The organism is Demequina gelatinilytica, assembly GCF_000971115.1.
Classification (GTDB): domain Bacteria; phylum Actinomycetota; class Actinomycetes; order Actinomycetales; family Demequinaceae; genus Demequina; species Demequina gelatinilytica.
This window is the reverse complement of sequence record NZ_BBLV01000005.1, coordinates 49,521-74,509: the sequence shown is the minus strand read 5'-3', so window position 1 is coordinate 74,509 and position 24,989 is coordinate 49,521. Positions and strand designations below refer to the sequence as shown.

Below are 24,989 nucleotides of genomic sequence, written 5' to 3'. Positions count from 1 at the left end.
GGCCGATTCTGCCGATGACACGCGTACGGCACCGGACCGCCACGCAACCGACTCATGAGGGAGCAGCCGTGCTTGATTGGAATCGCCGGCTCGACGAACCGCTGTGCTGGCAGGTCGCCGCACGACTCGCTTCGCGCATCGACGGCGCCTTCGTCTCGCAATTCCTGATCCAGGATGGCTTCTACGACGTCCTGCAGATCGAAGGCCCCGGCTTCCGCATCGGTCTCAGCCGCCCGGGGTCCGTCCACTACTTCGAAACGCCGCAGGGCGAACACGCCAAGTTTCCAGACGGAGACTGGCGTGCGGTGGCAGTAGAGGACAACGGAATCGACAAGGTCGTGCGGACCATCGCCGGGCGTGCGACACTCACGTTTCGGGACACTCCTCGCACGGATCCCGAGGCGCTGCAGTGGCGCATGATCGCGCGGCTGCTCACGTCTCGCCTCTATGAGGGCACGCCATGGCAGTGTCGGCTCGACTGGGACTCCAACACCCGCAATGGCTCCAGGGAGTGGCACCTCATGCGAGGCGACCACGTGCTCGCCACCCTGAAGAATGGGATCGTCCGCAACACGCACGGGAAGACGGTCGATCTCACCGCCCTGTACAACGCGGGGGCTCGCCTCGACGACATGGTGGCGTCAATGACCCGCATCACGAAGTCTTAGGCGACGACAGAGAGCACGCCGTGTCGCGCATCGTCCCCCAGCGACGATGCGCGACACGGGCGGCCCTCACGCGGCGCCGGAGCCGCGCGCACCTCCCGACGACGGCGCCTCCGACACCTCGCCGCCCTGCGCACGCCCGGTGAAGCCCCGCGACTTCCGCAGGCGGTCCGACGACAAGCGCCGCGACATGCTCTCCGCGCCGCGCGACGCCAGCCCATCGATCGATTCGGCGAACCAGCCGGCCTCGTCCGCGAGCGCCTCAGCGCCCGGAGCGGACGAGAGGACGTTGAAGCGCGTGGTCAACACCTGGAGCGCGCTCGCCGTGTCGCCGTCGCTCAGGTACCGCTCCGCCTCCCGCTTCGCGCTCTGTGCGCTCAGCAGGAGCTTCTCCTGCTCGACGCGAGGGTCGGGCACTCGGCCGCGAGCGACGTCCGCGGGGACAACATTGACGTTCACCGGCACGGTGACGGTGTGCTGGTCGAGCGTCGCCAGCTCGACGTAGGTCAACTCCAGCGACGCCACTTCCGCGAGCCCGAGCGCCGGCATCCCCGGCACGTCGAACGCAACGGTCACCCGACGAGTCTCGCCCGCGTAGAGGTCGCCGAGCTCGAGCAGGACCCCGCCCTCGACCGCCTGTTGCGGCAGCCCGTCGTTCAGCACCGTCACGCCGCTCACGTCAGGCGACGGCGCGACAAGCAGGCTCGCCGCCTGCACCGTCTTCGACAACAGCCCGTCGATCTCCCCCGCGACCGCGACCGCAGCCGCCTCGGCGTGCTCGGCGAAGGCGTGGTTGCCGAGCCCGGCGCCCGCCATCTCGGTGAGGATCGCCTCGTCGTAGCCGAGCCCGATGCCGATGGTCGACGTCGAGATCGCCTGCTTCGACGCCTTGCCGGCGACCGATGCGAGCTTCACCGGGTCGGTGATGCCCGTGTTGGCGTGCCCGTCGGAGAGCAGGATGATCGTGGCACCCGCCTCAGTGCAGACGCGGCGCGCCTCCTGGAGCCCACGCAGGTAGCCCGAGCTGAGGTCGGTCATGCCACCCGGCTCGACCGTTGCGATGTCACGGCGGATGCGCGCCCGCCCCAGGTCGCCGACGAGGCCCGCGGGGACCACGACCTGCGCGGCGGAGTCGAAGGTGACGAGGCCGAAGCGGTCGGTGTCCGCGAGCCGGTCGACCAGCGCGAGCAGCGCCTCCTTGGCATGGTCGAGGCGGTCGCCCGCCATCGAGCCGGAGCGGTCGAGGACCACCACGGCGGTGTGCGCGGGGCGGGGCTCACCGCTGTCGGGCGGAGCGGGCGCCTCAAGCTCGAGCATGACGGTGACGGTGTCGTCGGTCTCCAGCGCGGCGACGTCGACGTCGAGGATGGCGTTGATGTGCATGGGTCTCTCCTTCGGTGTGGGTGGGGTAGGTCAGACGGCGACCGGGTCGCTCGAGGACGGCATGGACGATGTGGTGGCGGCGAGGCCGAGCGCGTCGGCCGCATCGTTCATGAGGAAGTCGACGAAGCGGTCGTTGACGAGCGCGACCTCGGCGCGGCGCTCGCGGATGCGGCGGATGGCCTCCTCTGCGGTCCAGCCGTCCAGCATGAGCACCATCGCCATGACGAGGCCCGAGCGGTTGAGCCCGGCCTGGCAGCGCACGAGGACGCGGTCACCGGCGGTCCAGCGCTCATGCGCCCAGCGCGCGGTGCGGACGATGCGCTCGACCTCGGCGCCGCGGATCGCGGAGTCCGGGAACCCGAACCGGATCTCCTCGACGCCCCACTCGGCGGGCGGGGCCCACGCGAAGAGAGTGGCGACGGCGTCGTAAGCCTCGGTGTCGGTGTCACAGCCGCCCGCCGGGCCGCCGCTCCCCCACGGCGCGCTGTTCCAGCGCGAATCCGCGGTGCCGCCCTGGAACAGGCGGGGCAGGATCTGGCTGTGGAGCTCGGTGGGCTCCTGGTCGGCGGACACCCAGCGCGGTCCGTACATGTCGGTCATCGTGTTTCCCCTCGGTCGGGAGGGCCAGAACCGGCAGATCCTTGGCACCCTCTGACCTGATGACGGAGAAAGCGCCTAGGTGTTAACAACCAATTCCGAAATCGTGCGGTCACGCCCCGTCGAGCGGACGATGCGGGGCGCGTCCGAGCACGACCTCGGTGGCGATGTCCGAGGTCGGGTCTACGGTGTGCGCATGATCGACAGCGAACTCCTGGTAGCCCTCCGCGCCACTGCTGAGCGCGCGGCGAGCCGCGTGCTCTTGGACCGGCGACGCGCCGAGGATGTCGCGCAGGACGTGATCGTTCGGCTGCTCGAGGAAGGTGTCGGGGGCCTCGATCACCCCGACCGCTACGTCGCGCGCATGGCGAGGTTCGCAGCGATTGACATTCAGCGGGCGAGGAAGAAGGAGTGGGTATCCGTCGAGGAGGATGTCGAATGGATCGGCGAGCTCATCGAGTCGCAGGTGGGCCCCTCGACCATGGCCGGACGGCACGAGCTGTTCCGGCAGCTGCTCGAGCCGCTCACCGCCAGCCAGCGCACCATCTTCCTCGCGTCGCTCGACGGTGTGACGAACGCTGAGATCGCCGAGCGGTTCGGCTACAAGGATGGCCGCTCCGTCGCGGTCATCCTCACGCGGATCCGCAAGGAGATTCGCAAGCCGTTCGAGGACGACGAGCTCAAGGAGCTGCTGGCCATCAGCGCTCCCCCGGCAGGCCTGATGCCAGTTGCCGCGCGCGCAGACGTCGGTCTCGTCGAGCCCGAGCCGATCTCGGCGGCTTCCGTCGCGCGTGCGGCCGCCCTCGCCGACGCACTGCGGAGCGCGCTCTCGGAACGCCCTGCAGTGAGCGATCCTACGCGCGCGCAATAATCGGGCGGGGCAACGTCGAAGGGAACCATCCGTGGAGAAGTACACCGTCCACCAGCAGGCTGTCGGCACCATTCTCAACTGGGTGACGACCGGCCAGGTGGCGATTCCTGAGATCCAACGTCCATTCGTGTGGAACTCGACGAAGGTGCGCGACCTCATCGACTCGCTCTACAACGGTTATCCGGTCGGCTACCTCATCACCTGGCAGACGCACGACGTCAAGCTCAAGGACGGCTCCCAATCCGGCAACAAGCAGATCCTCATCGACGGCCAGCAGCGCGTGACGGCACTCACGGCCGCGCTCGCCGGGCAGAAGATCGTCACCAAAGACTACCAGCGCAAGCGGATCCAGATCGCGTTCAACCCCCAGACCGAGCGGTTCGAGACGTTCACGCCTGTCATGAAGAACGATCCTGCCTGGATTCTCGATATCGCCGAGCTGATGAGCCCTGTCGCTGCCTTCGAGGTCCCCCAGCGCTATTTCGAGGCGAACCCTGAAGCCGACCGGCAATCGGTGATCGGCGCGCTCACCAAGCTGTCCGGGATTCAGAACAAGCAGGTGGGCATCATCAACCTCGATGCGAGCCTCGATATCGAGACCGTCACCGAAATCTTCATCCGTATCAACTCCAAGGGCGTGGTGCTGAACTCGGCGGACTTCGCGATGAGCAAGATCGCGGCCTATGGCGACTATGGCGCGAACCTCCGCAAGTACATCGACTACTTCTGCCACCTCGCGGTCGCCCCTCACTTCCACGAGATGATCCGGGACAACGACCCCGAATTCGCGTCCACCGAGCAGTTCCGTCGCATCTCATGGCTCAAGGACGATGCCTCGGACCTCTACGACCCTGACTACCGCGACGTCATCCGCGTCGCCGGATTGCAGGAGTTTGGCCGCGGCCGCATCGATGCGCTCGTGAGCTATCTCTCAGGCCGCGATTTCGAGACGCGAAGCTTCCGCGAGGACCTCGCGCTCAAGTCGTTCGAACGGCTGGAGAGCGCGCTGGACGACTTCACGAACCAGTACAACTTCACGCAGTTCCTGATGGTCATCCAGTCGTCTGGATTCGACACATCGTCGCTCATCACCTCGCGGAACGCGCTCAACTTCGCATACGCGCTCTTCTTGCGCCTTCGCCGCGACAAGGACCTCCCGTTCGGCGAGGTCCAACGCATCGTGCGCCGCTGGTTCGTCATGTCGATGCTGACAGGGCGGGCCTCGGGCAGCGTTGACACCCAGTTCGAGCAGGACATCAGGCGCGTCCGCGAGCTTGGCGCCGGGGACTACCTGGCAACCGTTGAGGACAGCGAGCTCTCGGACGCCTTCTGGAACGTCGGACTCCCCCAAGCGCTCGACACGAGCAGCACAAGAAGCCCCTACTTCCGCACGTTCCTCGCCTCCCAGGTGTTCACCCAGGCCCGTGGCTTCCTCTCGCAGAACATCACCGTCAGCCAGATGCTCGATGGCCAGGGCGATATTCACCACATCTTCCCGAAGGCATACCTGGAGAAGTCGGGGATCCGCGATCGCAGCGACAAGAACCAGGTTGCGAACTACGTTCTCGCCGAGACCGCGATCAACATCGCCATCAGCGACAAGGCGCCCGCCGACTACATGAGCGTCATCGCAGACCAGGTCTCGACCGGCGAGCGCCGCATCGGCGAGATCGTGTCCCGTGACGCGGTCGATCGTACGCTTCGCGAGTCAGCCATTCCCGAATCGATCTGGACCGCGACAGCCACGGAGTACCAGGACTTCCTCGAGGAACGACGGATCCGCATGTCCGCGACGATGCGCGACTACTACCGGTCCCTCTAGGAGACCCGGTGTCGTACCTCGGCATCGATGCCTGCAAGAAGGGCTGGGTGGTCGTCGTCATCGACGATGCGGGCTGGTTGGACGCGTTCGTCGCGCCCGACATCACCGAGGCCGAGCGTCGCGGGATCGCGGAGTTCGGCGCGACCACCATGGTTGTCGACATCCCGATCGGCATCCCCGATTCCGGACCTCGGCGTGCCGACCAGCTCGCTCGGAAGTTCATCCAACCTCGCGGCTCCAGCGTGTTTCCGGTCCCTGTGCGTGCCGCGCTTGTCGCGCCGACCTACGAGGCTGCGCGCGCCGCATCGCTGGCCGCGAGCGGCAAGAGATTGTCGGCGCAGGCCTACGCGATCGCAGACCGCATCCTCGACGTGGACGCCCACGTCGCCCGCGCGACGATCCCGCTCCTCGAGGGCCATCCCGAGGTGAGCTTCCGGGCGATGGCCGGCGAGGGGCTCGAGTACGCGAAGAAGACGGTGAGCGGTGCAGCGCTACGGCAGTGGCTGCTCTCCGCGCGAGGCATCGAGGTCCCGGTTGGAATCGAACGGCACCTTCCCGGCGCAGCCAGGGACGATGTACTGGACGCCGCGGCGATGGCGTGGACCGCACGTCGGGTAGCGACTGGCGACGCGATCCGCCTCCCGCCGAGGTTCATCGCCGAGCGCTTCAGCGACGGCATCGACTCCGCGATCTGGTTCTGAGCGCGCTACCGCGACCGCCTGCTTCGGCGCGCTCTCGCCGCGACATCTTTGTCCGTCATGACGGCATAGACGCGCACGTCCTGGTCCGCGGGGAAGTAGCCTCGGCGACGCTTCTCCAGCGCGAGCACGTACCACCACGGCGGCGTCATGTCCCGCTTGCGCCGATTGTGGTCCTTGCACAGTGCCTGGCCGTTGCTCACCACGGTCGGACCGCCCTTCGAGTGCGGGAACACGTGGTCGACCTCGACGGCGGCTGCGAAGCACCTACCCCACGCGAAGAACAACGAGCCCTCGCATCGGCCGTCGGCCCGCTCGAGCACAGCGGCTCGCGCGCCGTACTTGAACCCACGCCAAGGATCGCGGCGGGATGTCGACGGCCCACGCCCGAGCATCGGGAAAGAGACGACTGCGGCGAGCACCACCATGGGCATCACCCAAGGCAGGATTGGCTCGAAGGCCGCCCACATCGAACTGACCAGAATGCCTGCTGGATCCACCGCGGCCGCCACATCGCCCCCTCAACTGCGACCCTCGCTCGCCGACGGGCCGCGTCTCGGTCAGGAGATTAGCGTCTGGGTGACACAGAACCGTCACGGTCGGCTCGTGTCGCGCGGCGCTGTCCCACCCCATCCGTAGGGTGCACGCCATGACCGAAACCACGGGCACCCGCGAGTACTACGCCACCTTCGAGGACGCGCTCCGCGCGTACGCGATCCCGCTTGAGAACCACGCGCTCGTACGGGAGACCGTCGCGTCGCTCGACTTCGCACGGATCTACATCCCGGCGAAGACCCGCCCGTATATCGCGCTCGAGGCGGACGGCGGCGGCGTGGTCGCGTACGTGAACTTCGGCTGCATCGACATCCCGGTGGGCGGTGGCCTCTACAAGAAGGTCGAGCTGCCCACCAATCGTCTCGGGGCCGCGTCCGGCGGCGGCGCCAAGAAGCACCCTGCCGACGAACAGCGTCCTCCCTGTGCGCGATGCTTCACCGAGCTGCCCGCTTCGGGCGTGTGCGGCACCTGCGACTAGCGGCCAACCTGCGAACCCTTCCCACTCATCGATCCAAGAATAGCCACCACGATGAAATGGACCGAGACGCTCGCGGCTGCGGGCGCCGTCGGGTTGGTGGTGATCGCTCTGATCTTGGGATTCGGGATATCCGTCATCGTGGCCTTCTTCGCGATCGCGATCAACGCCTCGCGCATCCGCAAAGGTGTCGAGGCGTTGCGCGACATCGCCGAGGTGGAGTTCAAGCTACGGGCCGACGCAGCGAGGGCTGCACGTGCACCACGCACCACGCACCGACAAGTCTTCTTGATCACGACCACCGCACAGGGCTCGTGAGCGCGCGTCCCGTGGTCCGGCGACACCCGCTGCCGGAATGCCCGCCCCGGTATCCGTGTTGACGTGCCCCGGCACCCCGCGCGCTGCTCCCGCACAATCGAGAGAGCCCCGCGCCCACCTCCCACAAGGAAGGCCCCTCATGAAGGCACTCATCCACCACACGTTCGGCAACCCGGCCGAGGTCCTCGCGGTCGACGAGGCGCAGACCCCCGAGCCCGGCCCCGGCGAAGCACGCGTCCGCCTCACCCTCTCCCCCATCCACAACCACGACCTCTGGACCGTCGCCGGCACCTACGGCTTCAAGCCCGAGCTGCCCGCGCGCGCCGGAACCGAGGCCGTCGGCATCGTCGAGGCCGTCGGCGAGGGCGTCGAGCACCTCCAGCCCGGCACGCGCGTCGCCACCGGCGGCACCTTCGGAGTGTGGGCCGAGCAGTTCGTCGCCAAGGCCGCCGCGCTCATCCCCGTGCCCGACGGCATCCCCGACGAGGTCGCCGCGCAACTGGTCGCCATGCCCTTCTCCGCCATCAGCCTGCTCGACTCGCTCGAGCTCGCCGAGGGCGACTGGATGATCCAGAACGCGGCCAACGGCGCCGTCGGCCGCCTGGTCGCGCAGCTCGCGAAGGCGCGCGGCATCAACGTCGTCGGCCTCGTCCGCCGCACCGACGGCATCGCCGAGCTCGAGGCGCAAGGGATCGACCGCATCGTCGCCACCGACACCGACGGCTGGCAGGAGCGCGTCCTCGAGATCACCGGCGGCGCGCCGCTCAAGGTCGGCGTCGAGTCCGTCGGCGGTCAGGCCGCCGGCGACGTGATGTCGCAGATCGCCGAGAACGGCACGCTCGTGGTGTTCGGCGCGATGGCGTCGCCGACCATGGAGATCGGCTCAGGCGACGTCATCTTCAAGCAGGCCACCATCCGCGGCTTCTGGGGCTCGAAGGTCAGCGCCGCCATGCCCGCCGAGGACCGCGCCCGCCTCATGCGCGAGCTGTTCGCGCGCCTGTCCGACGGCACCATCACCCTCCCGGTCGAGGCGACCTTCGCCTTCGACGACATCGCCGCCGCCGTGAAGGCCCACTTCACCCCCGGCCGCGCCGGCAAGATCCTGCTCAAGCCCTGACACGCGCACGATGCGGCGGCCGGGTTCGCGCCCGGGCGCCGCATCGTCGTCAGGGGAGGGTCGGCCGGACGACCTCGGCCATCCGCCGGATCTCCGGCTCCGCATGCGAGAAGAACGCGTCGTACCCCGCGCACAGATGGTTGAGCCCCGGCTCCCCATCAACAGAGACCCCGAACCGATCCTTCGGGCACCCTCCGTGGCACGCCCACCGCACCGGGCACTCGACGCACTGCCGCGGCAGCGACGTCCGCTTCGCCGCTCCGAACGCCCGCTGCGCAGGTGATCGGAGCATCGTCTGCAGCGACGTCTCCCCCACGTTGCCGAGCTTGTACCCCGGCTCCACATAGTGGTCGCACGAGTACACGTCCCCGTTGTGCTCCACCGCCAACGCGGACCCGCACTCGGGCGCGTGCACGCATAGCGAGTACTGCCCCAGCGCGTTGCCCAGCATCACGTCGAAGTGCTGCACGAAGACGCTCCCGACGTCCCGCGCGACCCACTCGTCGAACACCGCGACCAGGAACTCGCCCCACGCCCCCGGGTCCACGCTCCGAGACGTGACCGATGACCCCGCCTGGCGGTACAGCACCCGCTCCCCCGCGTCGTCCTTCCACCCCGCCTCGGCCATGTCCAGCAACGAGGCAGGCACCCGCTCCACGATCGGGATGAACTGCAGGTGCCGTGCCCCGAGCTCGTCCCGGAAGTACCGGTACACCTCGAGCCCGTGCGCCTGATTGGCAGCATGCACCGTGCACAGGATGTTGAAGTCGACGCCCCACCGCTTGAGCACCGCGAGCCCCCGCAGCACCTGCGCATGCGTCGCACGCCCCGCCTTGTTGACCCGGTACGCGTCATGCAGGTGCGCCGGACCGTCCATGCTGAGCCCCACCAGGAACCGGTGCTGCGTCAGGAAGGCGCCCCACGCATCGTCAAGCAACGTCCCGTTGGTCTGCAGGGAGTGCCGGACGCGTTGCCCGGGCCTGCGCAGCTGCTCGGCCAATGCGACGGCCCGCTCGAAGAACGGAAGCCCCCGCATCGTCGGCTCGCCGCCCTGCCACGCGATCTCGACGTCCCCGTCGGGCTGCGAGGCAAGCAGATTGACCAGGTACGCCTCGAGCCCCGCCTCGGACATGAGCTGGTCGTCGTCGTAGAGCCGCTCCTTCGACAGGAAGAAGCAGTACGTGCAGTCGAGGTTGCACGATGCGCCGGCCGGCTTGGCGAGCACCGAGAACGGCAGCCGCCGGCGTCCGCCCGGATCGACGGCGGGGGCCGTCACCACCACGGGACCGCGGTCAGCTCCAGCCACGAGGGTTCTCCGCCATCTCCGCGTCGCGCCGCTCGAGCTCGGCCGCGAGCGCGGCACCGACCTCCGGGTACCTCGCGAGCACGTCGTAGGACTCGTCGGGATCGACCGAGAGGTCGAACAGCCACGGCCCCTGCTCGGTCACCGATACGTCCGCGGTCCCCGACGACACGTCGACATAGGGCTGCTCCCGGTAGTACTTGTAGCGCCCGTCGCTGACCGCGAGCAGCTGCTCGCCCGCGTAGAAGTAGTAGAACTCCCCCACCTGCTCCGAGGTGCCGGCGAGCAGTCCCGCCATCGAGCTCCCGTCGAGCACCCGGTCCGACGGCGCCTCGATCCCGATCCACTCCAGCAGCGTCGGGAGGATGTCGGTGCCCATCGCCATCGCGTCGAGCGTCCGCCCGCCCTCCACACCTTCAGGCCAGTGCACCAGGAACGGCACGCGCATCCCGCCCTCGTACACCTCGCCCTTGCGCCCGCGGACGCCGCCCGTAGAGCCCTGGTACCAGGGACCGTTGTCGCTCGTGATGATGAGGATCGTGTTGTCGAGCTGGCCTGTCGCCTCGAGCTCGGCCACCATCTCGCCGATGCCGTCGTCGAGCCCCTCGACCACGTCGCCGTAGGTGCCGGCATCGGAGCGGCCCTCGTTCTCGGCGGCGGCGTGGAGCGGCTCATGCGGGAAGTTGTGCGCGAAGTAGAGGAAGAACGGCTCGTCCGTGGCGGCCGCCTCGTCGATGAAGGCCACGGCCTCGTCGGTGTACAGGCCGTCGAGACCCGCCTGGTCGACCTCCTCCTCGACCACGTCGCCGTCGCGGTACAGGGCGAACGGGCTCATGTCGTTCGAGTACAGCGAGCCGAGGAAGCTCGCGAAGCCGAAGTCGTTCGGCAGCGAGCCCTCGGTGTCCCCCAGGTGCCACTTGCCGATCATCGCGGTGTCGTAGCCGGCCGCCTGGAGGATCTCGGACATCGTGACCTCGTCCTGGCCCAGGCCAGCAGAGGTGTTGAGGTCCGCGTACGGGCTCTCGCTGGGGAACAGCACGTCGGGCACGCCCGCGCGTGGCGCCAGGCGACCGGTGAGCAGCGCGGCACGCGACGGCGTGCACACAGCGGACGGTGCATGGAAGCTCGTGAGGACCACGCCGTCCTCCGCGAGCGCGTCCATGTGCGGCGTCGCGATGGGGGTGTCGCCCATGAAGCCGACGTCCCCGTATCCGAGGTCGTCGTAGTACACCAGCAGCACGTTCGGGGCGTCCCCGGTGGACGATGCGGCCGTCACCTCCGCGAGGTAGGCGTCCTTCGCGTCCTCATGCTCGGAACGGCTGGCCGGCGTCGCGGAGGCGTCCGGCATCGCATCGTCGCCAGATGCCTGCAGGTAGACCACGCCGCCGACCACCACCGCCGCCGGCAGCCCCCACAGCAGACCGGCGCGGAGACCGCGATCGCGCGGTCCATCGGGATGCGTCGACATCGTCGCCCACCTCCCGCTTCCGTAGCGCGCCGTTCCGGCACAGTGTGTCCGGCCTTCGGTGGCGAGTCAAAGCGCCGCGCGGCTACGACCGGGCGGCCTCCTCCTCGGCGACCTCGGCGCCTTCCGCGACCACCGCATCGTCCTCCTCGCCGCGCACCCGCGGGATCGCCGACGTGAAGTGGCTCGCGCGCTCCTCCGCCTCCGCGGAGCCGGTGAACAGCCCCGCGTCTCCCGCGTGCTCGACCTTGGTGGTCCGCCGCTTGGGCGTGCTCGGCGTCGCCGCCTGCTCCGAGACGAGCACGCGCTGCGCGGGAGCCGCATCCGGCATCGCGGACTGGATCCACAGCACCATGGCCTCGCGCACGAAGCACCGGAGGTCGTAGAGCGTGGGCGCGTCCTTGGCCGTCACGAGGATGCGGGCGCGGACGTAGCCGGCGGTCGCCTCGGTCACCTGGAGCACGTTCGCGCGGCCGTCGTACAGCGGCGTCTCGGTGAGGACCTGCTCGAGGTGCTCACGCATCCTCTGCGGGGAAACACGCCAGTCGAGGTCGAACTCCACCGACCCGAGCAGCTCGGAGCCCTGTCGTGTCCAGTTCTCGTACGGCGTGGTGGTGAAGTAGGTGCACGGCAGCACCAGGCGACGGTCGTCCCAGAGGTCGAGCACCACGTAGCTGAGCGTGATCTCGCCCACGCGACCCCACTCGCCCTGGGCGACGATGACATCGTCCACGCGCAGCGCATCGGAGAACACCAGCTGGATGCCGGCGAACATGTTGCCCAGCACCGACTGCGCCGCGAGACCGGCGACGATGGACGCGATACCGGCCGAGGCGAGCACCGACGCCCCGATCGCGCGCACGGAGTCGAACGTGAACAGCGCCGCACCGATGGAGATCACCACGATGAGGGCGATCGCGAGGCGCTTGACGATGAGCGTCTGGGTTCGCAGCCGCCGCGCCAGCCGGTTGTCCGGCACGTCGATCGAGTTGTACGAGAGCGCGAGATCCGAGAGGAACCGCACGAACGCGATGAGCAGCCACGCGAGCAGCGCGATCGCGCCGATGGTGAAGAAGCGCGTGATGATCGGCATCCAGTCGGTGCCGCGCAGCGACGCATGGACCCCGACCCACAGGCCGAGCACCAGCACGAGCGCCCAGAACGGGTTGCGCGTCTTGGTCTGCAGCTCGCGCGCCCACGGGTAGCGCCGCGCGACGAGCCTCATGATCACCTCGACCGCGAGCGCGACCAGCAGCGCGCTTCCCACGCTGATCGCGACCGCGACACCGAACCCGAACCAGTCCTCGAGCATCTCTCCTCCTGGGGTGGACGTTGCCCCTCCGAACGTACGGGAGCCGTGTTTCATTCGGATGACCCGCTGCGGGCCGACCGCCTGACGCCGCGCGCAGGGTCTGGCACGATGGGCCGGAACCGAGTCGGAACAGGTGGCGACAATGGAGTTCGTCGGGATCGACCTTGCGTGGGGAGAGCGCGCCCGCACCGGGCTCGCTGCCGTCGGCGACGCCGGACGGTTGACGGCCTCGGGTGTCGCACGATCAGACGACGAGATCGCCGCATGGCTCGCTGCGTATGCGCCACGCGCCGAGGTCATCGCAGTCGACGCCCCGCTCATCGTTCCCAACGCCTCGGGCCAACGGCGACCAGAGAACCTCATCGGTCGGGCGTACGGGCGCTACGGCGCGTCCGCCCACACCTCGAACCGCAGCAAGCCACAGTTCGATCCACCGCGCGCAGCACGGCTCGCCACGCGTTTCGGGTGGGATATCGATCCGACTGCTGAGCGATCCACCCCGCGGTGCATCGAGGTCTACCCGCATGCGGCCCTGGTGGGGATCTTCGAGCTGCCTCAGCGCATCCTCTACAAGAAGGGCCCTGACCGGCGCACAGGGTTCGACCAGCTCGCCACCTTGCTCGAGTCCGTCGACGTGCTCGACCTCGCTCACGCTCCTCGCTGGGCTGAGCTGCGAGCGACCATCGGCTCACCCCGCCCCGGCGATCTCGACCGCATCGAGGACGAGATCGACGCCGTCGTCTGCGCGCACGTTGCCTGGTTGTGGCACCACAAGCGCGCGTCCCTGCACGTCTACGGTTCTCTCGCGGACGGGTACATCGTCGCGCCACCGCCGCCCTCTCACCCGGCAGATCTCAAGCGCCAAGGCGTCGGCAAGGCCCGGACGACGGTGGCACCACTCGCAGTAGCGGGCTTGAGCACAGAGGCGACTGCGGCGCTGACCGCTCTTGCGGCCTCCAACGGCGTCTCCGTAGGCGAGCAGGCGCGACAGCTGATCGAAGAGGGACTCGCTCGTCGCCCCTAGTCCTCGATGACGTTCTCTCCGCGCGCCTCCAGGCCCGCGATCCCGTCGCGCATCGCCTGGACCTGCTCGGGCGGGTGCCCGATCCAGTCGTCCAGCTCGCCCACCACCCGCACGGGCTCGAGCGTCCGGAACGACCGCGTGGGATTGCCGGGGAACCGCTTGTCGGTCACGTTCGGGTCGTCCTCGATCTCACCGAGCGGCTCGACCAGGTAGATCCGGCCGGGTCCATCGCCGGCCGCCAGCTCCGCACCCCAGGTCGCCGCGTCGAGGGTCTGGGTCACATAGACGTGCCGCAGCGGTGCACCTGGACGGAAGTTGGACTCACGCCCCGGCTCGAGCACGTCGCCGATCGACAGCGCCGCCTTGGTCCCGTGCAGGTACGCCGTGCCATCACCGAAGACCTCGAAGGGCACCGGCGGCTGGGAGCCGCTCACGTGCGCGCCACGCTCAGTCGCACCCGCAGGACCCGGAAGGCGTCCGCGCCTGCCAGCACACCTCGCACACCCCGTAGGACTTCTCCTGGGGCCCGGCGGCCTGGGCGGCGGGCTTCTTCGCGGCGGCGCGCGCGGCGCCGGTACGCGTGATCGGGTGGTCGACGGCCCAGTTGACCATGCCGTTGCCGTGGGTCTTGTCACGCACGCGATCAGGCAGGTCGGACGCGGCGACGGCCTCGACCTTGGATCCGAACCACTCGGTGGAGCGCTTGCCCACGTGCAGCGGGTGGAGGCCGTCCTCGCGGAACGCCTTGATGTAGCTGGACTTGACCTCGCAGCCGACCACGCCTGCGCGGAGAGCGATCTGCCGGACCAGCGGCCGGGCCTCCTCGGAGAGCTTGAACTGCTCCATGGCGGCTTCGAGGGGGATCAGGGGGGCTTCGTTCACACTCCAGAATCGCACGTGCGAGCCGGGACCGCCGACCGAACCCCCTAGTCCAGGTCTCCCAGATCGATCGAGAGGTCCACCTCGGCAGGCGCGGAGAGCCCCGGCGGCGGAGCCGGCCGCGCGGGACGCGCGACCACGTGAGGCACCTCCTCGACCAGCCGCTCGGGCAGCGTGTTGAAGAAGTAGGCGTCCTCGACGAAGCCCGCGGCCGCTCCCCCGGACCCCACCCACGCGCGCACGGGTGTGTGGGCGGCGGTGCGCGTCATCACCAGCCGGTCGCGAGCGCGCGTGAGCGCGACGTAGAGCACGCGCCGCTCCTCCTCGAGCTCGTCGACGTCGCCGAGCGACCGTGCCGAGGGGTACGAGCCCGCCGAGATGCCCGCGCAGAACGCCCAGTCGCGCTCGAGACCCTTCGCCGAATGCACGGTGGAGACGATGACGTGGTCCTGCTGCGACTCAGGCTCGAGCTCCGAGGTGAACACGGGCGACAGGATGTACTCCTCGAGGAACTCGAGGATGCTCGCGCGCGACGCCGCGAGCCGCTCGACGTGCACCAGGTCCCGCGCCCGCGCGTCCCAGTTCTCGTTGCGGTACTTGTGAGCGAGCACCGGCTGCAGCATCGCCGCGGCCCTGCCCACCGCATCGTCGACACGCGCGGCCGCCTGCTCGATCGCGTCGAGGCCCGCCTTCAGCCAAGCAGGCATGCCCGCGAGCGCGAGCCCTCGCGCCTCGCGCGCCGACGCGCCGTCGCCGCGCGCCGTGAGGAACGAGTCGAAGGCCCGCGCTGCGGTGACGTCGCCCACGCGGGGCACCAGGGTCAGCAGGCGCATCCACGCGACCTCGTCGTCGGGGTTGGCGACCACGCGCAGCGCCGACAGCACGTCGCGCACGTGCGCGCTCTCGAGCAGCTTCACTCCCCCGAAGAACACGTAGGGGATGTCGTTCTCCACCAGCCGCGCCTCGATCGCGCGCCCGGACCAGTTGGTGCGCACCAGCACCAGGTGGGTGGCCCACGGCAACTCGTCCCGATGCGCGCGCATCATCTCCGCGGCGATGAAGCCGGCCTCGTCCTGCGGAGTCTCGAACGAGTGCAGCTCCGGCTTGGCACCCTTGCCCCGGACGGCACGCAGCTTCTTGTCATACCCGAGCGGGGACTCCGCGAGCAGCCAGTTCGACAGGTCCAGGATCTCCTGCGTGGACCGGTAGTTGTCCTCGAGCTTGAGCACGCGCGCACCCGGCACGCGGTCCGAGAAGGAGTGGATGGACGCGAAGTCCGCCCCGCGGAAGCCGTAGATCGACTGGGCGTCGTCGCCCACGCAGTAGAACCGCGTGTGCGGCACCAGCGGGTCGATGATCTGCCACTGGAGCGGGTTCGTGTCCTGCATCTCGTCGATGAGGATCTCGTCGTAGTGCGAGCCCACCCAGGCCGCCACCGCATCGTCCGCGAGCCTCGCGGCGAACACCCGCAGGATATCGTCGTACGTGAGGTACTTGCGCTCGGTCTTGCGCTGCTCGTACGCGCGCACCGCGGCGCCGATGGCCTTCGGGTCGACGTCGAGGTCCGGCAGCTTGGCCTGGATGGCCGCGGCGAGGGTGCGCCGCGTGTTGTGCGCGAAGGACAGCAGGTCCACGATCTGCGCGGCCTTGAGACCCTCGACCCGCTTGCCTCGGCCGAGCACGCCGCGCATCACCTGCAGCTGGTCCTCCGCGTCGAGCACGCTCCAGCCCTCGTAGCCGAACACGTCGGGCGCCCCGCGCACCTCGCGCATGGCCCAGCCGTGGAAGGTCATGGCGGCCACGGAGGACGATGCGCCGGCCAGGTCCCCCTGGACGCGCGAGCGGATCTCCGCGGCGGCGCGCCGCGTGAACGTGATCGCAAGGATCCGCTCGGGCGGCACGCCCTGCCTCAGCAGATGCCGGACGCGCGCGACGATCGTGGTGGTCTTGCCCGTCCCCGCACCCGCGAGGATGAGGTTGTGGCTCGCGCCGGTCAGCACAGCCTCACGCTGCGCGGGGTTGAGATGCCCCAGCACCCCGTCGACACCCGCCTCAGCCATGGGCACGAGTCTAGGAGCGCGCACCGACACCGAGGACGATGCGCCCTCGCTTTGCCAAGGCATGGGAATAGCCGGAACCCGGCTTGGGTTGTGACACCCCGTGATAGAGACCGCCCCCCGACCCCGCCCGAGCCTCGACAACTACGCGGACCTGCTTGCCCTCGCCGGCATCGTCCGTGACACCGCGGTGTGCTCGGCCTGCGGGCCCGACAGCGCTCCGCTGCGGCCCGAGGCCCTCTGGCTCGGCCACGATGCTCACAGCGACGAGTTCAGCGGCGTGTCCCTCCTGTGCGTCCGCCACGCCGCGGACTGGGCCGGCCACGGCCACGTGGCGCTCGCCTCCTGAGCGCCGGAACCGAGCTCACCGGAGCGCGCCACGCCGCGACCCTCCGCTGCCCTCGCGTGCCAGAGGCACCGCGACCTACCCTGAGGTCGAGCACCCCCTCGGCTCGGCGGCACGACCTGTGGAGCGTCCATGACCGACGTCCGCGACCTCATCGACTTCGATACCCCGCACAACTACGCGGAGCTCCTGGCACGCGCAGGCGCCGTGCGCGCACACGCGCACTGCACGGCGTGCGGCCAGCAGTCCGATCCGCTCCCACCCGCGCGCCTGACCCTCATCAAGTACCGGCAGGTGGGCAGCGCCAAGGGCTCGAGCAGGCTCTACTGCGAGGACCACCTCGCGAGCCTGGGAGCAGACGCGAAGCCGGCCAAGCGCGCCGGTCGCCGGGCCGTCGAGGCACCAGAGCAGCAGATCTGTCCCACGTGCTTCATGCAGATGCCGCTCACCGGCGCATGCCAGAACTGCGAGTAGCGCCGGTGCCCCGCACCGATGGTGGGACCAACGCCCCTGATGCCACGCCGCTTCGGTGGTTACCTTCGAAGGGAAAGGGACGAATCGACGAACCGGGGGGCTCGTATGACCGACACGATCGCGCACCTCAGCCTCGACAACTATGCCGACGTGCTGGCGCTCGCCGACATCGTCCGTGCGACGGCTCATTGCAGCGCATGCGGTCCCGACTCGCACCCGGTGCGCACCGACGCGCTGTGGGTGCTGCACGACCGCACCGACACGTCGCTCCAGTCCCCCCACCTGCTGTGCGCGCACCACGCGGCGCAGTGGCAGCGGACCGGCTCGTTCTGGCGCTAGCCGCGGCGCGGCCCTCGACGAGTCAGGCCCGGCGCAGGAGCACGATGCCGCGGTAGCCCTCGGGCCCCCACCGCACCATCCGGTCGAGGTCCGCCGCCGCCACCGGCATGTCGTGGGTGTCGACCCAGGACTCCCCCGCCGCCTCCTCGACCCACGGGTCCTCGAGCACGAACATCCCCTCGCGCGCCGCGTGGGCCACGATCCAGTGCGCGCCGGTGACGCCGTGCATCGGCTCCTCGTCCACCAGCAGCAGCGCGACCCACCCGTCGTTCAGCCGCGCCTCGAGCTCCGCCATCGACATGCGCTCCCGGGCGATGGGTACCCCGAGCAGCGCGGCCCGCCGCGCGGAGTGCTCCTGCAGCTCCGCGCGGTAGTCGTGCTCGAAGCCCTCGTAGTCCTCGAGCAGCACCGGCGCCTCGCGGTCGAGCGCGACAAGCACCGGGGCGTCGCCACCCACGGGGACGGCGACCTCCTCGCGCAGCCGCACCGCGAGCCCGACCGGCTCGCACGCGGGGTGGTTGGTCGCCTCGCGCCAGAACCCGATCTCGCGATCGCGATCCTCCGCCGCGGGGCCAGCGAAGCCGGACAGCCCCGCCGCCTCGACCGCCATGAGGCCCGCGACGGCGCCGCACGTGTACAGCGTGGTCTGCGCGTAGTAGCCGAGCTCCGCATGCGGCACCTCGACCAGCCAGCGCACGTATCCCGCGAAGCGCTCGGTGCCCTTCGCGCCCCACGGCGACCGCAGGGGCGCGAACCCTCGCGCCACCGCGAGATCAGGGAGCGCGGCCCCCGGGGCGACCTCCCACTTGACGGCCGCATCGCCGGCCGCGGCCCTCTCCGCGAGCAGCCCGTCGAGCAGGTCCGCGGCGGCCGCCGCACCCGCGTCCGAGTCCTCCCACCACAGGTCGACCACCTTGACCGCCGCCGTCGCGGGCCGCCCGCTCGTGAGGAGCGCGGCGATCGGACCGCCGCCCTCGCCTCGACGCACGGACAGGACCGGACGGTACGGCGAGCGCGGCATGGTCCACCACGCCGCACGCTCGGGGCCGAGCGCGGAGGCGAGCGCGGTCCCCCACTGGTCGAAGGCGGCAGGCGTGCTCCCCGCCGCGGGCGTCCCGAATCCCGACACGTCAGTCCTTCCCTTCGGCGGGCACGGCGTTCTCGCGCGTCGCGGCCGCGACCAGCAGCCGCGTGTACTCGTGGGCGGGGTGCTCGAGCACCTCGTGGCACGGCCCCGACTCGACCACCCGCCCGTCCCACATCACCGTCACGGAGTCGGCGATCATCCGCACCACCGCGAGGTCGTGCGAGATGAACAGGATCGCGATGCCGATCTCCTCGCGCAGGCGCGCGAGCAGGGCGAGGATGTCCGCCTGCACCGACACGTCGAGCGCGGAGACCGACTCGTCGCAGATGAGCAGCCGCGGCCCCGGCGCCAGGGCGCGGGCGATCGCCACGCGCTGGCGCTGCCCACCGGACAGCTCGGCGGGACGCTTGCGGGCGAACTCGGCCGGCAGCCCGACCATCTCGAGCAGGCCCGGGACCTCGGACGAGGCACGCCCGGCCACGCCGAGCGCCTCGCCGAGGATCGCACCGATGCTCATCATCGGGTTGAGCGACGAGTACGGATCCTGGAACACGATCTGCATCTGGTCGGGGGTGCGCGAGCCCCGTCCCGGGGCGAGCGCCGCGCCCCCGAGGACGATGCTGCCCGCATCCTCACGCTCGAGGCCGGCGATGCAGCGGGCCAGGGTGGACTTGCCCGACCCCGACTCGCCCACGATCCCCACGATCGCACCCGGCGCGACGGTGAGATCCACCTGGTCGAGCACGGTCCGCACGCCGAAGGCCTTGGTCACGCCCCCGCACGCCAGCAGCGGCTCGACCTCCGACGGGGCGGCCTCCTCGGCGGCGATGCGTGCGCCCGAGCGCGCAGCGACCACGGGGTCGGCCTCGATGAGCGCACGCGTGTAGGGGTGCTCGGGAGCCGCGAGCACCGCCGCGGTCGCGCCGCGCTCGACCACCTGGCCGCCGCGCATCACCAGCACCTGGTCGGTGCGGCCGCGCACCACGCCCAGGTCATGCGAGATGAGGATCACGGAGAGGCGCCGGTCCTCCTGGATCCGCCGCAGGAGGTCGAGGATCTCGGCCTGGTTGGAGGCGTCCAGGGCGGTGGTGGGCTCGTCCGCGATCAGCAGCTGGGGGTCGGACGCCAGCGCCGCCGCGATCGCGACCCTCTGCCGCATGCCGCCCGAGAGCTCATGCGGGAACGCGTCCGCGACGCGCGCGGGCAGGTTGACCTCGGCGAGCCGCTCCTCGACCGCGGTCCGCCGCGCGGCACGCGGGAGGCGGTGCCCCTGGGCCGCCTCGACGGTCCACGCGATCTGGTCGCCGCAGCGGTGCACGGGGGTGAGCGACGTGAACGGGTCCTGGAGCAGCAGCGACACCGAACGCCCACGCGCACGCCGCCACGCCGCATCGTCCCCCGGGCGATCCACCGGAAGCGCCTGCCCGGCGACCGTGACCGACCCGGCCGCGCGGAAGCCGCGCGGGAGCAGCCCGACGATGGACTTGGCCGTGAGCGTCTTGCCCGATCCGGACTCGCCGATGAGGGCCAGCGTCGCCCCGGGCGCGATCTCGGCGGAGACGGGCTCGACCATGGTCCCGGCGGGGCCGATGACCGTGAGGCCCTCCACAAGGACGGTCATCGGACCTCCTCCCCCACCTGGGAGAGCCGCTGACCGATCCAGTCGCCCACGAGGTTCACGCACACCGCGACCACCACGATGAGCAGCGCGGGCAGGAACACGGCCGCGGGGTTCTGGAACATGATCGCGCGGCCGTCCGTGAGCTGGCGGCCCCAGTCCGCGGTGCCGGGCGCGACTCCCACGCCCAGGAAGGACAGCGAGGAGAACGCGACCAGCGCGAACGCGACGTTGAGCATCATGTTGGTGACCACCAGCGACGTGACGTTGGGCAGGATGTGGCGGAACATCACGCGCCAGCGCGACAGGGACAGCATCTGGGCCGCCTCGATGTAGGGCCGCGCGGACTGCTCGAGCACGCCGGCGCGCACGATGCGGATGTCGGACGGCGAGAACAGCACCACCAGCAGCGCGACGGTCACCCAGTACCCGCCGCCCATGACGCCCGACACGACGATCGCCGCGAGCAGCACGGGCACCGCGAGAAGCAGGTCCGTCCAGCGCGAGATGAGCGTGTCGAGCCAGCCCTTCTCGTAGCCCGCGAGGGTGCCCAGGATGACGCCGAGCAGCATCGAGCCGACCGCGACCACCACGGGCCCGACCAACGCCGAGGCGGTGCCCGCGACGGCCATCTGGAGCACGTCGCGGCCCAGCTCGTCGGTGCCGAACGGGTGGCCGGGGCTTCCCGGCGGGAGCGTCGAGGCGAGCACGTCCTGGCGCATCGCCTCGGCGAACAGCAGGTTCCCGAAGGCCGCGGCCAGCACCACGACCGCAAGGACGCCCATCGCGACGGCGACCCCCACGGGGACTCGGCGGCGCCGGCGCGTGACGGGCGCGGCACCGATGATGCGGATGTCGCTCATGAGGCTGCTCCCATCTGACGGCGCACCCGCGGGTCGAGCAGCAGGTACGCGAGGTCGGCGAGGAGCGCGATCACCGCGATGACCACTGCGACCAGCAGCGTGAGCGACTGGACGACGGCGATGTCCTTGAACAGCACCGAGTCCTGGAGCAGCGTGCCGATGCCGGGCAGCGCGTACGTGGTCTCCGCGAGCACGGTGCCTCCCACCAGGAACGTCAGCACCAGCGAGGCTCCGGTGACGATGGGGATCGCGGCGTTGCGCAGCGCGATGCGCCGCACCATGCGCTCCCCCAGGCCGCGCGAGCGCGCGAACGTCACGTAGTCGGACTCGAGCTCGCGCAGCATCGCGGTGCGGGTGAGCTTGACGATGATCGCGCCCAGCCCGAGCGCGAGCGTGATCGCGGGCAGCACCAGGTGCCTGAGCGTGTCGAGCCCGCCGTCGCCCCCGCCGTACACGGGGAGGATCGGCACGTAGTAGGCGAACAGGTACAGCAGCACGAGCCCCACCGCGAAGGTCGGTGCGGACAGCCCGAGGATCGACAGCGCGTTGCCCGTGCGGTCCACCCAGCCGCCGGCCTTGACCGCCGAGCGCACGCCCAGGGGCACCGCGACCAGCACCGATACCAGGAAGGCCAGCCCGCACAGCGCCGCCGTGATCGCGATGCGGTCGCCGATCGCCTGCGCGACCGGCACCTGGAGCCGGATCGACTCCCCGAAGTCGCCCGTGACGAAGCCCTTGAGCCACGTGAGGTACTGGACCACCACCGGGTCGTCCAACCGGTACTGCTCACGCACCGCGGCGACGACGTCGGGGTTCGCGGGGCGGTTGCCCAGCAGGTTCTTCACGATGTCGCCCGGGGCCAGGTACATCATCGCGAACACGATGATGGACAGGACGAACAGCACCCCGAGCACGCCGAGCACGCGCGCCGCGAGCATGCGGCCCAGGGGCCGGATGCGCGACGCGCGTGCTCGGGTGTCTGCGTTCGACACGAAGGGTCAGCCTGCGCGGTACAGCTGGGCCGGCCACGTCGAGACGAACGTGAACGGGCTGTAGTCCTCGAGGCCCAGGTCGTCCGCGAACGCCGTCGCGGACTGGCCCCACCACAGCGGCACGTTGATGACGTCCTCCGCCTGGAGCGTCTCCGCCTCGACCAGGAGGTCGATGCGCGCGGCCTTGTCCTTCTCCGCGCCGATCTGCGTCAGCAGGTCGAGGACCTCCTGGTTGTCGTACTGCGCGGGGTTGTCGAGGCCGATGAGGTAGGACGGGATCTCGGCCGGGTCGGCGAGCGTCGAGAAGTACCACATGTAGTTGATGCCGTACTCGGAGGACGGGTCGAGGCTCGCGAGCCACTCCTCGATGGGCACCTCGCGCACGTTGAGCGTGATGCCCACCTCCGCGAGGTCCTGCGCGAGCGCCTGCGCCGCGGTGCCCAGCTGCGGGCCCGTGTTCGGGGTGAGGAGCTCCGCCTCGAAGCCGTCGGGCACGGACGATGCCGCGAGCGCCGCCTTCGCGGCCTCGAGGTCGTAGTCCCACTGCGGGATGCCCGCGAGGATCTCGCGCGCCTCGTCGGCGCCGTAGACCGCGCCGAGCGACTCGGGCGTCATGATCGCGGTCGCCGCCTCGCCGTGGCCCTTGAGCAGCGTCGAGACGTACGCGTCGCGGTTGACCGAGTGCGCGATGGCCTCGCGGACCTTCGCGTCGTCGAAGGGAGCGACGCCGGTGTTGAAGTACAGCCCCACGTAGGAGAGGTCGTTGACGTACTCGACGCGCATGTCGGACAGCGACTCCCACTGCTCGGCCTGCGCGAACGGGACGTTGAACGCGATGTCGACGTCCCCGGACTGCGCGGCGAGCAGGCGGGTCGACTCGTCGGAGACGAAGTCGATGCGGATCTCCTTGACCGTGGGCAGCTCGCCCCACCACGTGTCGACGCGCTCGAAGGTCACGTGCGAGTCGGGCACGAACTCCGTGACCTGGTACGGGCCGGTCCCCAGGAGCAGCGACTCCGAGGTGCCGACGTCGCCGTCGTGCTCCTCCCAGAACGCCTTGGACGTGATGAACGCGGCGCCCGCGGTGCTCATGTTGCCGGCGAAGGCGGCGTCGGGCTGCGCGAGCGTGATGGTCACCTCGGAGTCGCCGGTCGCCTCCACCGTGTCGATGTTCGTCATGTAGTACGCGAGGCCCGGCGAGGCCGTCTCGTCGCGCGCCATGTCGAGGGAGAACACCACGTCCTCGGCGGTGACGGGCGTGCCGTCCTGGAACATCGCGTCCTCACGCAGCTCGTAGACGTACGTGACGTCGTCGGTCTGCTCCCAGCTCTCCGCGAGCGCCGGCTGGAGCGCGCCGGTCGAGTCGACCGCGACCAGCCCCTCCTGCGCCACGGACGCGACGTAGTAGTTGAGGATGCCCGACTCCGAGCCCACGTAGAGGCTCGAGAGCGAGCCGGGCAGCGCGACGGTGATCGAGTCGATCTCCTCGCCCGTGTCGACGCCGACGGCGACGGGTGCGCTGGACGTGGGCTCCGGGTCGGACGATGCGGTGCATCCGGCCATTGCCAACGCTCCCGCGGCGGTGACCGCCGCCGTGCGGGCGACGGTGCCTGACGTGAGTGCCATGGTGGTGATCTCCTCTGCGTGGTGGGGGAGCGTGCCGACGCCGCCCAGGGGCGCGAAGCGGGCCCGATGGGCGGCGCTGCGACGGCGGGCGTCGAGGATGGCCTCGACGCCGACGGGTGAGGGACGATGCGCGGCGAGCACGCGCAGCGCGGCCGCGACGCCGTCGATGCGCGCGGCCTCGGGGAGGGTGGCCGCGATGGTGCGGCGCCGCAGCGCGGGCGCGAGACCGAGCGCGCGCACCGACCCCGGAAGGTCAACGCCTTGGAGTGCGGACTCGACGACGAACGCGACCCCGCGACCCTGTGCCGCGAGCGCGACGGCCGCATCGGCCCTGCTGACCTCGATGTCGCGCGGACCCGTCCCGCGCCCGATCCGCGCACCCACGGCGTCCGAGCAGGTGCCTGAGCCCCTGATCCACGCGAGCTCGGCAAGCGATCCGGGCTCGACGCGCCCCTCGGGCGCCGCGACGTCGGAGGCGGTCAGCGCGACCACGTCCTCAGCGAACAGGAACGACGTGCGCAGCGCCGCGGGCCGTGCGCCCGCCCGCGTGTCGAGGGGCGTGGGAGCGACGGCGATGTCGGCGCGTCCTCCCCGCACCATGTCCAGGGCGGACTCGGCGTCCGGCGCCTCGAGCACCACCAGGTCCAGGTGCGGCTGCAGCGCTGCGAGGCGACCCACGGCCGGAGCGAGCACCGCCCCGACCTGTTCCGGCACCGCGACCAGGCGGACCTGGCCGCCCCGACGTCCGAGGGCGCGGGCGAGCTCCGCGGCGGCGGCCGTGAGGCTCGCGTCGATGCGTGGGGCGTGGCGCGCAAGCAGGGCCCCCACCGGCGTGAGTCGCGCCGCACGCGCGGTCCGTGCGACCAGGGCGGCACCCAGCCGCTCCTCGAGGCGCTGCACGTGCTGCGTGATGGTCGGCTGGCTGAGGCCCAGCGAGCGTGCCGCGGCGGAGATGGAGCCGTGCTCGTCGATCGCGACCAGGATGCGCAGCGAATGCAGGTCGATGACCCTCGTCAGGGCCTCCACCTCACCGCTCGCTGCACTATCCATAGTGAGACGCTATCGATGACACGTCCTCCATGGGTTTCGACGATGTTTCATTT

Annotated in this window: 25 protein-coding genes; 11 read left to right on the top strand and 14 right to left on the bottom strand. The window is 70.3% G+C overall.

Going from position 1 to position 24,989, the window contains the following annotated elements; genetic code table 11:
• Positions 1–68: 68 nt before the first annotated feature.
• Positions 69–668 (top strand): TY-Chap2 family putative peptide chaperone, encoded by a 600-nt coding sequence (locus AOM00_RS05395; protein ID WP_062516813.1) that lies wholly within the window; start codon positions 69–71, stop codon positions 666–668.
• 66 nt (positions 669–734) lie between these two features.
• Here the strand turns inward: AOM00_RS05395 and AOM00_RS05390 are convergent, their stop codons facing one another.
• Positions 735–2,048, bottom strand: a complete 1,314-nt coding sequence (locus AOM00_RS05390) for a vWA domain-containing protein (protein ID WP_062516812.1) — start codon at positions 2,046–2,048, stop codon at positions 735–737.
• 30 nt (positions 2,049–2,078) lie between these two features.
• Positions 2,079–2,648 carry a protein-tyrosine phosphatase family protein gene (locus tag AOM00_RS05385; protein WP_062516811.1) on the bottom strand — a complete coding sequence of 190 codons (570 nt, stop codon included), beginning with the start codon at positions 2,646–2,648 and terminating at the stop codon, positions 2,079–2,081.
• A gap of 193 nt (positions 2,649–2,841) precedes the next feature.
• Here AOM00_RS05385 and AOM00_RS05375 point away from each other — a divergent pair, with 193 nt between their 5' ends.
• From AOM00_RS05375 to AOM00_RS05365, 3 genes are read left to right on the top strand one after another with little or no spacing between them, the layout of a single operon-like run.
• The gene (locus tag AOM00_RS05375; RefSeq protein WP_228373423.1) at positions 2,842–3,516 is read left to right on the top strand and encodes an RNA polymerase sigma factor; all 675 of its coding nucleotides are present in this window, start codon (positions 2,842–2,844) and stop codon (positions 3,514–3,516) included.
• A gap of 31 nt (positions 3,517–3,547) precedes the next feature.
• Positions 3,548–5,338, top strand: a complete 1,791-nt coding sequence (locus tag AOM00_RS05370) for a GmrSD restriction endonuclease domain-containing protein (protein WP_062516808.1) — start codon at positions 3,548–3,550, stop codon at positions 5,336–5,338.
• A gap of 8 nt (positions 5,339–5,346) precedes the next feature.
• Positions 5,347–6,039, top strand: coding sequence for a DUF429 domain-containing protein (locus AOM00_RS05365; protein WP_062516807.1), 693 nt, complete (start codon positions 5,347–5,349; stop codon positions 6,037–6,039).
• A 5-nt stretch (positions 6,040–6,044) separates the two neighbouring features.
• Here the strand turns inward: AOM00_RS05365 and AOM00_RS05360 are convergent, their stop codons facing one another.
• A complete protein-coding gene (locus tag AOM00_RS05360) occupies positions 6,045–6,548 on the bottom strand; it encodes an HNH endonuclease (protein WP_156159045.1) in 504 nt (167 codons plus the stop codon).
• 137 nt (positions 6,549–6,685) lie between these two features.
• Between AOM00_RS05360 and AOM00_RS05355 the strand changes: the two genes are divergently transcribed.
• The 3 genes from AOM00_RS05355 (at position 6,686) to AOM00_RS05345 (ending at position 8,501) form a co-directional block, all read left to right on the top strand.
• Entirely contained in the window at positions 6,686–7,069 is a 384-nt protein-coding gene (locus AOM00_RS05355; RefSeq protein ID WP_062516805.1) for a hypothetical protein, read from the top strand.
• A gap of 51 nt (positions 7,070–7,120) precedes the next feature.
• The gene (locus AOM00_RS05350; protein ID WP_062516804.1) at positions 7,121–7,384 is read left to right on the top strand and encodes a hypothetical protein; all 264 of its coding nucleotides are present in this window, start codon (positions 7,121–7,123) and stop codon (positions 7,382–7,384) included.
• A 139-nt stretch (positions 7,385–7,523) separates the two neighbouring features.
• Positions 7,524–8,501, top strand: coding sequence for a zinc-binding dehydrogenase (locus AOM00_RS05345; protein WP_062516803.1), 978 nt, complete (start codon positions 7,524–7,526; stop codon positions 8,499–8,501).
• 49 nt (positions 8,502–8,550) lie between these two features.
• On the opposite strand, the gene AOM00_RS05340 is transcribed toward AOM00_RS05345, so the two are convergent.
• The 3 genes from AOM00_RS05340 to AOM00_RS05330 all read right to left on the bottom strand — a co-directional run bounded on the left by AOM00_RS05340 (position 8,551) and on the right by AOM00_RS05330 (position 12,581).
• Complete coding sequence (locus AOM00_RS05340) at positions 8,551–9,807, bottom strand: anaerobic sulfatase maturase (protein ID WP_228373417.1); 1,257 nt, start codon at positions 9,805–9,807, stop codon at positions 8,551–8,553.
• The gene (locus AOM00_RS05335; RefSeq protein WP_062516802.1) at positions 9,794–11,272 is read right to left on the bottom strand and encodes a sulfatase family protein; all 1,479 of its coding nucleotides are present in this window, start codon (positions 11,270–11,272) and stop codon (positions 9,794–9,796) included. Before AOM00_RS05335 ends, AOM00_RS05340 begins: the two co-directional genes overlap by 14 nt.
• An 82-nt stretch (positions 11,273–11,354) precedes the next feature.
• Positions 11,355–12,581, bottom strand: coding sequence for a mechanosensitive ion channel family protein (locus AOM00_RS05330; protein WP_062516801.1), 1,227 nt, complete (start codon positions 12,579–12,581; stop codon positions 11,355–11,357).
• A gap of 142 nt (positions 12,582–12,723) precedes the next feature.
• Here AOM00_RS05330 and AOM00_RS05325 point away from each other — a divergent pair, with 142 nt between their 5' ends.
• Positions 12,724–13,605, top strand: coding sequence for a DUF429 domain-containing protein (locus tag AOM00_RS05325; protein ID WP_062516800.1), 882 nt, complete (start codon positions 12,724–12,726; stop codon positions 13,603–13,605).
• On the opposite strand, the gene arr is transcribed toward AOM00_RS05325, so the two are convergent.
• The 3 genes from arr to AOM00_RS05310 are packed head-to-tail and all read right to left on the bottom strand — an operon-like array spanning position 13,602 to position 16,544.
• Complete coding sequence (arr, locus tag AOM00_RS05320) at positions 13,602–14,039, bottom strand: NAD(+)--rifampin ADP-ribosyltransferase (protein WP_062516799.1); 438 nt, start codon at positions 14,037–14,039, stop codon at positions 13,602–13,604. The genes AOM00_RS05325 and arr overlap by 4 nt on opposite strands.
• Positions 14,040–14,052: 13 nt before the next feature.
• Positions 14,053–14,487, bottom strand: a complete 435-nt coding sequence (locus tag AOM00_RS05315; RefSeq protein WP_156159044.1) for a hypothetical protein — start codon at positions 14,485–14,487, stop codon at positions 14,053–14,055.
• Between the two features lie 44 nt (positions 14,488–14,531).
• The gene (locus tag AOM00_RS05310; protein WP_062516798.1) at positions 14,532–16,544 is read right to left on the bottom strand and encodes an ATP-dependent helicase; all 2,013 of its coding nucleotides are present in this window, start codon (positions 16,542–16,544) and stop codon (positions 14,532–14,534) included.
• Positions 16,545–16,644: 100 nt separating this feature from the next.
• Here AOM00_RS05310 and AOM00_RS05305 point away from each other — a divergent pair, with 100 nt between their 5' ends.
• From AOM00_RS05305 to AOM00_RS05295, 3 genes are all read left to right on the top strand, one after another.
• Complete coding sequence (locus tag AOM00_RS05305) at positions 16,645–16,890, top strand: hypothetical protein (protein WP_062516797.1); 246 nt, start codon at positions 16,645–16,647, stop codon at positions 16,888–16,890.
• 129 nt (positions 16,891–17,019) lie between these two features.
• A complete protein-coding gene (locus AOM00_RS05300; RefSeq protein ID WP_062516796.1) occupies positions 17,020–17,361 on the top strand; it encodes a hypothetical protein in 342 nt (113 codons plus the stop codon).
• Positions 17,362–17,466: 105 nt separating this feature from the next.
• Positions 17,467–17,700 carry a hypothetical protein gene (locus AOM00_RS05295; protein WP_062516795.1) on the top strand — a complete coding sequence of 78 codons (234 nt, stop codon included), beginning with the start codon at positions 17,467–17,469 and terminating at the stop codon, positions 17,698–17,700.
• Between the two features lie 22 nt (positions 17,701–17,722).
• Here the strand turns inward: AOM00_RS05295 and AOM00_RS05290 are convergent, their stop codons facing one another.
• From AOM00_RS05290 to AOM00_RS05270, 5 genes are read right to left on the bottom strand one after another with little or no spacing between them, the layout of a single operon-like run.
• Positions 17,723–18,829 (bottom strand): peptidase C39 family protein, encoded by a 1,107-nt coding sequence (locus AOM00_RS05290; RefSeq protein WP_062516794.1) that lies wholly within the window; start codon positions 18,827–18,829, stop codon positions 17,723–17,725.
• A 1-nt stretch (position 18,830) separates the two neighbouring features.
• Positions 18,831–20,408, bottom strand: coding sequence for an ATP-binding cassette domain-containing protein (locus tag AOM00_RS05285; RefSeq protein WP_062516793.1), 1,578 nt, complete (start codon positions 20,406–20,408; stop codon positions 18,831–18,833).
• Entirely contained in the window at positions 20,405–21,268 is an 864-nt protein-coding gene (locus AOM00_RS05280) for an ABC transporter permease (RefSeq protein WP_062516792.1), read from the bottom strand. The genes AOM00_RS05285 and AOM00_RS05280 overlap by 4 nt, the downstream gene beginning before the upstream one ends.
• The gene (locus AOM00_RS05275; RefSeq protein ID WP_228373416.1) at positions 21,265–22,260 is read right to left on the bottom strand and encodes an ABC transporter permease; all 996 of its coding nucleotides are present in this window, start codon (positions 22,258–22,260) and stop codon (positions 21,265–21,267) included. The genes AOM00_RS05280 and AOM00_RS05275 overlap by 4 nt, the downstream gene beginning before the upstream one ends.
• A 6-nt stretch (positions 22,261–22,266) precedes the next feature.
• Positions 22,267–24,936 carry an ABC transporter substrate-binding protein gene (locus AOM00_RS05270; protein WP_062516791.1) on the bottom strand — a complete coding sequence of 890 codons (2,670 nt, stop codon included), beginning with the start codon at positions 24,934–24,936 and terminating at the stop codon, positions 22,267–22,269.
• Positions 24,937–24,989 lie beyond the last annotated feature (53 nt).